The 12,089-nt window shown below is 47.6% G+C and carries 14 protein-coding genes; all 14 read left to right on the forward strand.

Going from position 1 to position 12,089, the window contains the following annotated elements:
• Window positions 1-43 precede the first annotated feature (43 nt).
• Window positions 44-670, forward strand: coding sequence for a chloramphenicol acetyltransferase (locus GO493_RS08565; RefSeq protein WP_157305730.1), 627 nt, complete (start codon window positions 44-46; stop codon window positions 668-670).
• 93 nt (window positions 671-763) lie between these two features.
• Window positions 764-1,516: a DUF6345 domain-containing protein gene (locus tag GO493_RS08570; protein ID WP_157305731.1), complete on the forward strand. Its 753-nt coding sequence runs from the start codon at window positions 764-766 to the stop codon at window positions 1,514-1,516.
• A gap of 36 nt (window positions 1,517-1,552) precedes the next feature.
• Window positions 1,553-2,533: a hypothetical protein gene (locus GO493_RS08575; protein WP_157305732.1), complete on the forward strand. Its 981-nt coding sequence runs from the start codon at window positions 1,553-1,555 to the stop codon at window positions 2,531-2,533.
• 497 nt (window positions 2,534-3,030) lie between these two features.
• Window positions 3,031-3,645: a DUF4255 domain-containing protein gene (locus GO493_RS08580; RefSeq protein WP_157305733.1), complete on the forward strand. Its 615-nt coding sequence runs from the start codon at window positions 3,031-3,033 to the stop codon at window positions 3,643-3,645.
• A 2-nt stretch (window positions 3,646-3,647) separates the two neighbouring features.
• The gene (locus tag GO493_RS08585) at window positions 3,648-4,853 is read left to right on the forward strand and encodes a hypothetical protein (RefSeq protein ID WP_157305734.1); all 1,206 of its coding nucleotides are present in this window, start codon (window positions 3,648-3,650) and stop codon (window positions 4,851-4,853) included.
• An 11-nt stretch (window positions 4,854-4,864) separates the two neighbouring features.
• Window positions 4,865-6,268, forward strand: coding sequence for a phage tail sheath family protein (locus GO493_RS08590; RefSeq protein WP_157305735.1), 1,404 nt, complete (start codon window positions 4,865-4,867; stop codon window positions 6,266-6,268).
• A 64-nt stretch (window positions 6,269-6,332) separates the two neighbouring features.
• Window positions 6,333-7,274 (forward strand): hypothetical protein, encoded by a 942-nt coding sequence (locus GO493_RS08595; protein WP_157305736.1) that lies wholly within the window; start codon window positions 6,333-6,335, stop codon window positions 7,272-7,274.
• 42 nt (window positions 7,275-7,316) lie between these two features.
• Window positions 7,317-8,147 (forward strand): hypothetical protein, encoded by an 831-nt coding sequence (locus GO493_RS08600; RefSeq protein ID WP_157305737.1) that lies wholly within the window; start codon window positions 7,317-7,319, stop codon window positions 8,145-8,147.
• Window positions 8,148-8,168: 21 nt separating this feature from the next.
• Window positions 8,169-8,612: a phage tail protein gene (locus tag GO493_RS08605; RefSeq protein WP_157305738.1), complete on the forward strand. Its 444-nt coding sequence runs from the start codon at window positions 8,169-8,171 to the stop codon at window positions 8,610-8,612.
• A gap of 2 nt (window positions 8,613-8,614) precedes the next feature.
• Window positions 8,615-9,079: a phage tail protein gene (locus GO493_RS08610; protein WP_157305739.1), complete on the forward strand. Its 465-nt coding sequence runs from the start codon at window positions 8,615-8,617 to the stop codon at window positions 9,077-9,079.
• 12 nt (window positions 9,080-9,091) lie between these two features.
• Window positions 9,092-9,262, forward strand: a complete 171-nt coding sequence (locus GO493_RS30815) for a DUF5908 family protein (protein ID WP_198315643.1) — start codon at window positions 9,092-9,094, stop codon at window positions 9,260-9,262.
• Window positions 9,262-9,975, forward strand: a complete 714-nt coding sequence (locus GO493_RS08615) for a CIS tube protein (RefSeq protein ID WP_198315644.1) — start codon at window positions 9,262-9,264, stop codon at window positions 9,973-9,975. Before GO493_RS30815 ends, GO493_RS08615 begins: the two co-directional genes overlap by 1 nt.
• Before the next feature lie 2 nt (window positions 9,976-9,977).
• Window positions 9,978-11,768, forward strand: a complete 1,791-nt coding sequence (gene vgrG, locus GO493_RS08620) for a type VI secretion system tip protein VgrG (protein WP_157305741.1) — start codon at window positions 9,978-9,980, stop codon at window positions 11,766-11,768.
• A gap of 12 nt (window positions 11,769-11,780) precedes the next feature.
• Window positions 11,781-12,071, forward strand: coding sequence for a PAAR domain-containing protein (locus GO493_RS08625; protein ID WP_157305742.1), 291 nt, complete (start codon window positions 11,781-11,783; stop codon window positions 12,069-12,071).
• Window positions 12,072-12,089: the final 18 nt, after the last annotated feature.

The following is a 12,089-nucleotide window of genomic DNA, read 5'->3' on the forward strand; positions in this document are numbered from 1 at the left end:
GAGAAGGCGGCATCCTAAATTTGACATTGTAAAATTACGAAAGATGTATAAGATTTTAGATGTAAATGAATGGAACAGGAAGGACCATTTTGAGTTTTTCGGGCAGTTTGATCATCCCTATTTTGATATTTGCTGTCATGTTGATTGTACCGGCGCTTACCAACAGGCTAAGGACGAGGGCGTAAGTTTCTTCCAGTTATACCTGTATTATTCCCTGCAGGCAGCTAATGAGATCATACCATTCAGGTATCGTATAAAGGATGGACAGGTGCTTGTGTATGATAAGGTGAATGCGTCGCCTACTATTAGCCGCGGGGATGGGACCTTTGGTTTTGGATATATCGATTTTCATGAAGACAAGGAGGCTTTTTTTACTGCTTCTGCTGAAGAGATACAACGTGTACAGAACAGCAGAGGTCTTGTACCTGCTGTATCAGGAGAGAATGTGATACATTATTCTTCATTGCCCTGGATCAATTTTACAGCTATCAGTCATGCACGGCATTCGCTGTTCCGGGACAGTATCCCGAAGATATCTTTCGGTAAGGTGGCGGAAGAAAAGGGAAGGATGCTGATGCCTCTTTCAGTCAGTGTGCATCATGGGTTGATGGATGGCTATCATGTAAGCCAGTATATAGATCGTTTCGGGGAATTGTTAAATCAGGTATAAATACCTGGATGTTGATTTTGGGGATTCTGTACATTTGTAATCAGCAACTGTCTGAGAAAGTTATTATTTGTATATACCCCAAAAAAAACAGAAATGAAAAACACCACACTCCGCAGGTGGCAGCTGCTGCCTGTCCTTTTCAGCTTACTGCTCAGCACTGGCGTCAGTATGGCGGCTGACCGTGAAATAGGCGGATATGTAGACCGTGCAGAAGACCGCTTTGTACGTAATGTATGGAACTTCATCAAAAACTTCCAGGGCTGGCAGAATATTGGTTCCCACCGTTACCAGGAAGTACAATATTACTGGGCAGAGCCTTTTGAGTTTAATACCAGTCACCAGTACTTCGTAGATAAAATGGACCTGGCATATGTTGCGGCGCATGGGTCTGCTTATTATGTTCAGACAAATCAAAGCACCGGCACCGGGGTGGATCTCCGTGACTGCCCGGCTTACGGCGATCTTGCAACCGGTGGCGATCTTGAGTTCATGATCATAGAATCCTGTTCCACTGTGGCTTCTGCACCGGAAGTGGCAGACTGGTGGACCCCGTGGACATCCATCTTCCAGGGATTGCATCAGCTGGCGGGATTCCGTACACTCAGTTATTCCGATAATGGTATTCCTAACCGTTATGCCAATAAATTAAAGGCAAATGGCGGTGTATGGCAGTCCTGGTTCAGTGCTGTAGACGGCGAGCGTACTTATTCAGGAGGTACTTATTCGGAATATCCCGGTTTTGCCAGTGCCATTATTTATACCACTACAGAGAATGACAGGTTAGGCAGTTATGCCGCTGATCCGGCCGGAGGTTCTGCTAACATGAAAACATGGTGGCAGTACTGAGCCGTTTTATTTCATCATCCCCAAAAGATTTTCGCAATGCAGATAAAATATCTTCTTATAGCCGGACTATTTACTATTTCCGCCTGTAAGTGCAAGCATACACAAACCACCGGTACTGAACAGGAACAACCGGTGTACGTTTACCAGTTTGAGAAAACAGCTCCGCTCACAGCCGATAATACCAAAAAGCTGATCAGCGACTTCCTGGGCGAACAGAAAACTACTGATCTTACTGTTTCTGCCGATGAAAATATTGCATATTTCGTTTCCGCAGAAGATGTGAACACTACCCTGGAGCAGGACCTGAATAACGGCAATTTTGCTTTCAGTAAGCTGAATAAAGCTTATCTGGGTGATCTTAAACCACAACTGCCCTCTGAAAACGATGCGGTGAAGATAAGTGAGGATTACCTGCGTGGAAAGGGCCTGTTCCCGAAAAACCGGAGGGAGCTGGTGCTGGTGCATAAAGGTGGTGTACGGGCCCAGGCAGTAGGAGGGCCGGTTATTGATAAAATGATCACGCTGACCTATGGCCGTGTTGTAGATAGTATGCAGGTAATAGGCGCCGGTTCAAAGATCATCGTGAATATTGGTGATAAAGGAGAGGTAGTAGGAGTAACACGCAGATGGAGAGAACTGAACACCGGTGAAAAACGTACTGTGAGACAGGAAGAGACGATCTCCCGTGAAGAAGCGGAAGCGCAGGCTAAACGGCAGATACTACAGGAGTTTGGGCAACAGGCTACTTATGAAGTGAAGAGCGTAATGAAGTCCTATTACGATAACAATGGCAGTTATCTTCAGCCTGTTTATGCTTTTGAGACAGTGATCAACCTGAACAGCCGTGAAAAGGGAATACAGCCTATACGTTATCTGTGTGTGATACCGTTGCTGAAGGAATCTCCTGAGCCATTGAACCTGACGAAGCTTGATCCTAAGGCGAAAGAGCGCCTGAAAGCTATCGATCAGCAGAGTATTGATACTACTGATGTGAGAGACAGGAAAACGAGAGATTGATTTTTTACGTCATATAAAAAGAAACGCTTCTGTTCATTTGAGCAGAGGCGTTTCTTTTAGAAAAACATAATAAAAGGTATTTATATATCTACACTTTTTACGTTGCAATTGATTGCGTATTTCTACGGATTATTTCATTTGCTGTTTCAAAAATTTTTTTATTCCGAATTATTACCTAGTTTTACTGTCCTGTAGTAAGTGAGTAAATTAGTGTTTGAAGAACTCCAAATTGAAGAACTAATTAAAAACAATTACCCCGAAACAATTCAACAGTAAAGACGAGTCATTTAATTTGATGTGGTAGATCACCGCAACTTGCAACTTTATGGTTGTAATATCCTATCAGTCCGTAAACAGTATGCTACCATGTACTGTGTTAAAGACATATGTGTGAATCCCCCGTCAAACCCCAAACAGAAGCCGGTACATAACTACACTTGCCGCTGGTACATTCCAGTGGTGTGAATTTTACATCACAAAAATAAAATCATTGGTCAATGATTTTCACTGCTCTTAAGCTATTAAAAGATCAGCTGGATAATTATATACAGTCATTCAATCCTAAAGGAAACGATCCGGAACCTCACGTGGTACTGGATAATGTAGCTACCCTTGAAACACCGGACAGGCCGCCGGGTGCGGAGGAGAGAATTATTCTCAGCCTGGTGAATATTGAAGAAGAAGCTGCGCTTAAGAATACAGCGCATTTCTACCGGAATACACAAGGGGTTACTTATCAGAACCCACCGGTTTATCTTAATCTCTATATGCTGGTCTCCGCAAATTATAAGGACTATGAGGCATCGCTGTCAAGATTGTCGCAGGTGATACAGTTCTTCCAGGGTAAGAGCAGTTTTACGATCAATAATTCCCCGAATGAAACGTTGTCTGCATCCTCGCAGGACCTTGATGATCTTCAGTTGCACCTGGAATTATTCTCTATGTCTTTCGAACAGCTGAACCACTTATGGGGTGCGCTTGGAGGCAAACAGATGCCCAGCGCTTTATATAAGATCAGGCTGGTGAAGATCACGGAGAACAGGACAACAGGCCTCGGTACCATTATCGAAGAGATCCAGTCCCGCGACACTATCGCTTTCCAAAAATCATAAGCATGGCTTTTCAGATCACATACAGGCGACTGGCGGCGGTGAATATCCTGCACAGCTTTTACCTCGACGAAGAAGGCAAGGTATTTTATGGCCTGCCTGCTGCGGCACAGGAAGAGCGGCTGGGAGAGCTGATGATGGATAACAGGTACAGGCTGATAGATGACCTGGTTATAACGCCAGTTGCATCTACTGAAAAGATCATGAAGGGGCAGAAGATCGTGTTCAGGCAAACACCGCTTGGTATTATACTGGGTGTAGCCACGGGGAGTGATCTTCAACCCACTGTTCCGCTTAATGCGCAGCTCAGGTTGCAGTTCATTATCCGGTTGAAACAATCATCGTTGATATCCCGTAGTAATCTCAGGGTGAACCCTGTTACCCCGGCCTGTTATTATTTTACGAATGACAGCCTGGTAGCAGGAAAGACATTTCCTTCCCTTTCTGCTCCTATACAGGACTTTGCGAACGGCAGGATATATGAAATGGGAGAGACCGCGGTAGTTGGCGGTACCACATCGCAGGCTATCAGCCGTACCAGCAGTGCAGCTACGGGATGGGCGGCGACAGACGATTTTCATTGTATCAGTGAATATGACCGTATACTGTTGCCCCGTAAGTTCAGGTACAGGTTTGAACCTGCGGATATAGTGAAAGCTTCTTTCAGTCTGCAGAAAGCGGGAGATGAGATAAAGGCCCTGTTGTTCGAGAAGCCGGTGCCCATGAAAGAAGTTACACTGAACTTCGCTGCTGTTCCCAATGGATTATATACGCTGGTAATTACCGGCACTAACGGATATACGCGCACATATACAGTTAATATACAGGACGACCTTTACCAGGCGGATGCCTGGGGAGTACTTGACCTGGTGATGAATACCGCTGATGCGGGTTTTCAGCTTACTGACGCAAATGGTACGCTGGTAGCGGCGGCGCCTGTATTTGAGCTGCGTTTTGCAAACCGGTCCACCTACTGGAAATATTACCTGCAGAAAAGTGATCCTGCTGCTGAAGCTGACTGGGACATTGTAACGCCTGCACCTCCGGGCATGAAGAAGGTGATTATCAGCAAACAGCCTTATCCGCTGATGAAGGCTTACCGCAAGGTGAGCTATGGTACCATTCCGCTTCCTAATCCTGACGGAGAGAATCTCAGCCGCCAGGGGGACCTGATATGTTCAGAAATTATGCTTCCTAAAATGAAACTATAAATTGATCGACTATGGCAAACACATATTATACACCAGGGGTGTATATTGAAGAGATCTCGAAGTTCCCGCCTTCCATCACCGCAGTAGAAACTGCTATTCCTGCCTTCATAGGCTTCACTGAAAAAGCCTCCGTGGATGGAGAGGATGTATTCGGGAAACCAATCCGTATCAGCTCCCTGCTGGAATACGAGAACATTTTTGGCGGTCCGCAGCCGGAAAAAAACCTGATCGTGACCATCACCAACAACACCAGGACCGGGCCTTTGTATACTGTCAGCGCTGATAACAGTGATGGCAAGGGCTTGTCAAAGCACATCATGTATTACTCCCTGCAGCAGTTCTTTGCTAACGGAGGCGGGCCTTGCTGGATCATTTCTACCGGTGTTTATCTTGAACTGGGTACACCTATTACAGAACAGGGACCTTTCGACGATGCGCTGACAGAACTGAGAAAACAGGATGAGCCTACGCTGATCATCTTCCCTGAGGGACAGAACATGCCGGTAGATACTTATAAATCACTCCTGGAAGCAGCGTTGATGCAGTGCTATGACCTGAAGGACCGTTTCGTGGTAATGGACCTTTTCAACAATGGCCTTACGCTGAAAACAGAAGGAGAGATACTGGCTGCCGCACAACAGTTCAGGGATGCCATCAGCAGTCCTGAAGAGCATCTGAGCTATGGCGCTGTATATTTCCCTAATATCCGCTCTACATTTGATTACGTATATGATGCTTCGACTGTTGTAATAGTAGGTGGCAGCGGAGCTTCTTTTGATGCGCTGACAAACCTGGAAAAAGCGAATGTAAAACTGGCTATTTCCAACTTCTCAATTATACTGCCTCCAAGCGCTGCAGTGGCAGGTGTGTATGCACGTGTAGACAATTCCCGCGGTGTGTGGAAAGCTCCTGCCAATGAAGGTTTACTTTCTGTGTCAGGTGTTACCTGCGAGATAAGCGACCGCATACAGCAAGGTCTTAACGTGGATACCAATGCCGGTAAATCCATCAACGCTATCCGCTTTTTCTCCGGTAAGGGGATCAAGATCTGGGGCGCCCGTACGCTGGATGGTAACTCCAATGAATGGAGGTATGTATCTGTGCGCCGGTATTTCAACATGGTGGAGGAATCTACCAAGAAGGCCACAGAAGGGTTTGTATTTGAACCGAACGACGCCAATACCTGGGTGAAGGTAAAGGCCATGATAGAGAATTTCCTTATCAATCAATGGCGTGCAGGTGCACTGGCAGGCGCGAAGCCGGAACATGCGTTTTATGTAAAGGTGGGCATCAATGAAACGATGACGGCTTTCGATATACTGGAAGGCAGGATGATCGTTGAGATTGGTCTGGCCGTTGTGCGTCCTGCTGAATTTATCATACTGAGGTTCAGTCATAAGATGCAGGAATCCTGAGTATACCGGTAATTCCCGTTAGATCGTATACAACTAATCATTACCCCCCAAAAATATTACCCCAATGAGTGATAACAATCCTCAGGCAGAAGTGCAGGCAGTATCCTGTGTGCCGCCATCACCCTCACAATTTGACCTGGTCCTGAAAGACTATGGCGCCGTGCTGAAGGAAGAGTCAAAGAAAGCATCGGCCGACCTGGATATGCAGATCACCAGGGCCAATACTGCAAATGAAGCAGCATGTATTGAACGTGATATCAATGAGAAATTTGCCCGCTCTGTTAAGGAGTACAATTTCCTCAGTAATTGTGTTACTGTTTATACGGCACAGGACCTGGAAGGCCTGACAGATACTTTCACCAATGTACTGAAGCCTAAGAGCAACAACGCCAAAACAGCTTTCGATGGAGCTGTAGCCGCTATCAAGACTGTAAAGCAGAAAGTGGCGCAGGTAAGCAACCTGGCTGTAAAGCTGAAAGATGCGGTAGCAGATTCCTGCAACTCGGAAGAGCTGAAGCTGATCAGGGAATGTCTTTCAAAAGGTGGTCCCAATAAAAAGAACCTGGAAGACAGCGTACAGGAATTTGTGAACTATGCTGAGCAGATAGTGAACCAGGCGGACGATGCTGCGCAGGCAGCCGTAAAAGTGGCTGGTATCAATGCCTTCATCAATGTAGATAACCTTTCAGCGCTGATCACGGCCGCCAAAACAGATGGCGGCAAACTGATAGCTGATGTAGACACGAACGTGAAAGATTCACAAAAGAAATATGATGATTCAAGGAAACCGCTGGGCGAAGCACTGAAAGCGCTGAGCACTGTAAGTACCGAAAAGAACAGGGCCTGGAACTACAAAGACGCTGTAGCCGGCGTTACCAAGTTTGTAGAGGAAAAGAACTGTAACGGTAATGGCTGTAAGAAACTGGATGAAATATCGGAAGAGGCGGAGAATGCCTATAACAGCTCCAACTGTGGTGGCTGTGGCGGCGATGAAGTACAGGAATAATCCCCCGCATCCTTTTCATAACAAGTACACAATTAAATCATCATGGCTTTAAATAAAGATTCCGTTCAACAATATATAGACCGCCTGTTGCAGGACTGCATAGAGGCGGACCTGGCCTTCAACAATGCCAAAGCGCAGGAGCTGGCCAAAAAGAGCGCACTGGATAAGACCAAACGCTGGTCTGATATTCTCAGGGACGTGCTCAATACTGTTACTGAAACCAACCGTCTGGGTATGATCTACCTGGGCACGCTGGAACGTACCCGCAAGCAGAATGAGAAAGTGGGCAAGAATGCCCGGCTGGCGGTGAATGCCATCAAGATCCTTATCTGTGAGGTGAAGAAGGTAATGGACTGTACAGAAGTGATGAAAGGGCTGGTAAAAGTGCTGTCAGACAGGATTGACTGTAAGATCCCGTCTAAAGGCGCCAACTCTATCATGGCAGTTCTGGCTAACCTGAAAACTGCTGTAGACGATGCGCTGGCCAGTATTAAAGATGCCCTCAATGCTTTACTGGCTACTTACCACCTGGAAGAAGAGCTCTGGGGAGACCTGGCCGGTGAAAAGGGCTTGCTGTTCCAGATAGGTGGTATGTATACACTGGTAACGGAAGGCAAGAAACCGGATATTGATTCCTGCGGACATTGCAATCCGAAGAAGACCCCGATCTTCCCGATGGATGATCCGGCGTGCGACTTCTATACAAAGACAAAGCACCAGTATGAGGAAACGCTTGAAAAGCTGAAAGACCTCCAGGATGCATTAGACAACGCTACCTGTAAACGCGAGTTTGCCCAGGCCAAGAAAGTGGCGCTGGACAATGCTTATGCAGCAGCACTGGCAGCCAAAGCCTGCGATACTAAAACCAAGTAATCACCGAACAAAAAATAGACAATGGCAAATTATCCGTTACCAAAGTTCCACTTCCAGGTAGAATGGGGTGGTAAAAATATAGGATTCACTGAAGTGACCGGCCTTACTGTGGAAACCGAAGCGATCGAGTACCGCCACGGCGCCAGCCCGGAATACCATAAGACCAAGCAACCGGGTTTACAGAAATACAGCAACATCACCCTGAAACGCGGCACTTTCAAGTCAGACAATGAATACTTTGACTGGTGGAAAGAGACTGTGTTCTTCCAGGAACAGAACGGTAAATACCGCCGCAACATTACTATCAGCCTGCTGGATGAAATGCACAAGCCTATCATTGTATGGAAGGTGAAGAACGCGTGGCCTATCAAGGTGCAGGCGGCAGACCTGAAAGCAGATGCGAATGAGATAGCTGTTGAAAGCGTGGAGCTGGTGCATGAAGGCCTGGTGATCGAAAATAAATGACCATGGCAAATGGCAGCTATCCTCCTGTAGGGTTTCATTTCAAGGTGGAGTTCCTGTTCGATAAGAAAGGAACGCAGCAGCAAACGGATAATGATATCCTTTTCCAGTCGGTGTCCGGCCTGAACTTCCAGATGCAGACCGATACGATCAAGGAAGGAGGGGAGAACCGTTTTGAGCATGTAATTCCTGTGCGCAGTAAATGCACTGACCTGGTGCTGCGCCGGGGGATCTTCAAACCGGCTGATTCTGCTGTCACCCAATGGTGCCTTGACGCTTTCAGGAACTTTACCTTTTCCCCGATAGATATGATAATCAGTCTGCTGAACGAGCAACACCAGCCGCTTATGACATGGAAGATACACCATGCCTGGCCCAAGAACTGGAAGGTGGCTGATTTCAATGCTGATAAGGGAGAGGTGGTGATAGAAACGTTTGAGCTGAACTACAACTTTTTCGCATTGGAATAAAAAAACTGTTCTATGCCAGTAGAAATCAAAGAACTGGTGATCAAGGTGGCGGTAGACGAGACCGGCGGCGGTAAGGAAAGCGCCGGCCGTTCCGGCGCACAGCAGGATGCCCCACCTGACCAGATCATCCGCGCCTGCGTTGAAAAGGTACTGGAAATACTGAAAGATCAAAGAGAACGCTGATGGCAAACAAACAAACGGCGAATGTAGAAAAGATCGTGATACGGCCTTTCCTGAACCCGAAGCAGGATAAATCTGCCGGCAGCGATTTTGTAATTCCCATTAACCCGGAAAGCTACGCGCAGTCATACAAGGTAGAAGCCAAGGATAAATCGACCGGCGGTAACCAGGGCAGCGCTCCTGAATACAAGTTCACTGCCCCGGAGCAATTGAAGCTTGACTTCATGCTGGACAACACCGGTACCATAGAGGGGAATATCCTCAATGGCACGGAGGTACGGGAACAGGTGGATAAACTGCTCAATACCGTATACCGGATGCAGGGAGAGGCGCATAAACCCGCTATCCTGAAAATCCAATGGGGCCTGTTCACGTTTGACTGCATCCTTGCCACCCTGGACATCAACTATGTGCTTTTTAAGCCCAATGGTGAACCTTTGAGGGCAAAGGTGAGCGCTAGCTTCACCCAGTATGTGGAGCCGAAAAAAAGGGTTGCAAAAGAGGATAAGCATTCGCCCGACCTTTTCCGCAGCGTGAAGGTAGCTGACGGGGACACACTTCCCCTGTTATGTTATAAGAACTATGCGGACCCTTCCTACTATCTGCAGGTGGCGTATTATAATGAGCTGGTCTCTGTAAGGACCTTACGTACTGACCAGGAGCTGGCCTTTCCGCCGGTGAAGAACACGACAGATTCCCCGCAAAAAATTTCCTGAACATGGCAGATGCAGAACAAATAGCGAAAGACGAACGGAACATTCCCACCCCGGGAGAGTTTGATTATACTTCCGTAGAGATCTTCATCAATGGCAGCAAAGTGGATAATCCTGCCTACAACCTGCGTGCGGTATCTGTTGTGAAAGAAGCCAACCTGATACCCCTGGCCAGGATCACATTGCTGGACGGCGATACATCGGGTGAAAAATTCGCTGCCAGTGAATCGGCGGATTTTATTCCCGGTAATAAGATCGAGCTGAAAGTAGGCAGGGACAAAGAGAAGAACTCTGTGTTCAAAGGTGTGATCATTAAACACAGTATCCGCGCCAATGAGAACGGAGGGGCGTTCCTTCAGCTGGACTGCCGTGATGAAGCTGTATCTCTCACGCTGGGAAGGAAGAACAAATATTTCCGGGATATCAAAGACAGTGATGCGCTGCAGCAGGTTCTGGGCAGCAAAGCCGGTTCCATTGCGGCTACAGATGTGCAGCTGAAAGAGCTGGTGCAGTACTACTGTACGGACTGGGACTTTGTTCTGAGCCGCGCCCAGATGAACGGCTGTTTGCTGATGGTGAACGACGGCAAGGTAAATATGGTACGCCCCGAGCTGGCGGGTTCTCCTGTGCTGACAATCGTTTATGGCGCTACTATAGAAGAGTTTGAGGCAGAGATAGACGCCCGCACGCAATGGCAGAAAGCCAGCGCCAGCAGCTGGAGTTACAAAGACCAGGCGTTGAAGCAATCAGAGACAAGCAGTGTGTCTTTCAAAGAGGCAGGCAATATTTCAGGCAGCGAGCTGGCTAAGATCGTTGCTCCTGAAACGGCAGAACTGCGTCACAGCGGCCTGGTAAGCGAACCTGAGCTGAAGGCCTGGACAGAAGCTTTTATGTTGAAAAGCCGGATGTCCAAGATCAGGGGCCGTGTAAAGATCAAAGGATCTCCCGCTACCAAACCTGGTGATACAATAGAGTTAAAGGGCCTGGGTAACCGTTTTAATGGTCTTGTGTATGTAAGCGGTGTGCGGCATGAGTATGTGGACGGTATATGGTCCACTCATTTACAATTCGGTGTTTCTCCTGAATGGTTCCACCACAAGCCTGACATTATTGAAACCCCGGCCGCAGGTTTACTGCCTGCCGTGCATGGTTTGCAGGTAGGTATAGTGGTGCAGCTGGAAAACGATCCCGATGGAGAGCATCGTATCCAGGTAAAGATACCTGTGATAGATAACCAGGAGAAGGGCACGTGGGCCCGTGTGGCATCGCTGGATGCGGGTAATGACAGGGGCTATTTCTTCCGGCCCGAAATAGGAGATGAAGTGATTGTCGGATTTATCAATGACGATCCGCGTTTTGCTGTGGTGGTTGGTATGCTGCATAGCAGTAATAAGCCGGCGCCGGTACAGGCCAAAGATGATAACCATATCAAGGGGCTGGTAACACGCAGCAAGATGAAAACGATGTATGACGATGAGAATAAAGTAATGCGCATGGAGACGCCTGCGGGCAATTTTATAGAGCTGAGTGAAAAGGATAAGGCTATTACCATACAGGACCAGCATGGTAACAGTGTTAAGATGGAAGCTGCAGGTATTACCATTAAAAGCGCTAAAGATATAAAGATGGAAGCTACCGGGTCCTTCTCGCTGAAGGCAGGTACTGACATTAAGATAGAGGGCGCCAGTATTTCCGGTAAGGCCCAGACCAAGCTGGAAATGAACGGGATGGCCAGCGCGAAAGTAGAATCTGCCGCGATGCTGGAGCTGAAAGGCGGAATTGTAAAGATCAACTAAAAACATCTGATCATGCCCCCGGCAGCAAGAGTAGGAGATATGCACGTTTGCCCGATGACCACAGGTCCGGTGCCTCATGTAGGTGGCCCTATTGTTGGTCCCGGAGTACCCACTGTCCTGATTGGCGGTATGCCTGCGGCAGTGGTTGGGGATATGGCGATATGTACCGGTCCGCCCGATGTAATAGTAAAAGGCTCTGCCACCGTATTGATAGGAGGCAAGCCTGCTGCCAGGATGGGAGACCTGACTGCTCATGGAGGCAACATTATTCTGGGCGCGCCTACAGTGATGATAGGCGGATAAAAAAAGATCTCTAAAGTA

It is taken from the genome of Chitinophaga tropicalis (assembly GCF_009758205.1).
GTDB lineage: Bacteria > Bacteroidota > Bacteroidia > Chitinophagales > Chitinophagaceae > Chitinophaga > Chitinophaga tropicalis.

What these genes read in the sequence shown, in the direction of transcription:
- GO493_RS08600 (WP_157305737.1), top strand. Translation starts at nt 7,317, where the DNA reads ATGGCTTTAAATAAAGATTCCGTTCAACAATATATAGACCGCCTGTTG.
- GO493_RS08565 (WP_157305730.1), top strand. Translation starts at nt 44, where the DNA reads ATGTATAAGATTTTAGATGTAAATGAATGGAACAGGAAGGACCATTTT.
- GO493_RS08590 (WP_157305735.1), top strand. Translation starts at nt 4,865, where the DNA reads ATGGCAAACACATATTATACACCAGGGGTGTATATTGAAGAGATCTCG.
- GO493_RS08575 (WP_157305732.1), top strand. Translation starts at nt 1,553, where the DNA reads ATGCAGATAAAATATCTTCTTATAGCCGGACTATTTACTATTTCCGCC.
- GO493_RS08605 (WP_157305738.1), top strand. Translation starts at nt 8,169, where the DNA reads ATGGCAAATTATCCGTTACCAAAGTTCCACTTCCAGGTAGAATGGGGT.
- vgrG (WP_157305741.1), top strand. Translation starts at nt 9,978, where the DNA reads ATGGCAGATGCAGAACAAATAGCGAAAGACGAACGGAACATTCCCACC.
- GO493_RS30815 (WP_198315643.1), top strand. Translation starts at nt 9,092, where the DNA reads ATGCCAGTAGAAATCAAAGAACTGGTGATCAAGGTGGCGGTAGACGAG.
- GO493_RS08585 (WP_157305734.1), top strand. Translation starts at nt 3,648, where the DNA reads ATGGCTTTTCAGATCACATACAGGCGACTGGCGGCGGTGAATATCCTG.
- GO493_RS08580 (WP_157305733.1), top strand. Translation starts at nt 3,031, where the DNA reads ATGATTTTCACTGCTCTTAAGCTATTAAAAGATCAGCTGGATAATTAT.
- GO493_RS08595 (WP_157305736.1), top strand. Translation starts at nt 6,333, where the DNA reads ATGAGTGATAACAATCCTCAGGCAGAAGTGCAGGCAGTATCCTGTGTG.
- GO493_RS08610 (WP_157305739.1), top strand. Translation starts at nt 8,615, where the DNA reads ATGGCAAATGGCAGCTATCCTCCTGTAGGGTTTCATTTCAAGGTGGAG.
- GO493_RS08570 (WP_157305731.1), top strand. Translation starts at nt 764, where the DNA reads ATGAAAAACACCACACTCCGCAGGTGGCAGCTGCTGCCTGTCCTTTTC.
- GO493_RS08625 (WP_157305742.1), top strand. Translation starts at nt 11,781, where the DNA reads ATGCCCCCGGCAGCAAGAGTAGGAGATATGCACGTTTGCCCGATGACC.
- GO493_RS08615 (WP_198315644.1), top strand. Translation starts at nt 9,262, where the DNA reads ATGGCAAACAAACAAACGGCGAATGTAGAAAAGATCGTGATACGGCCT.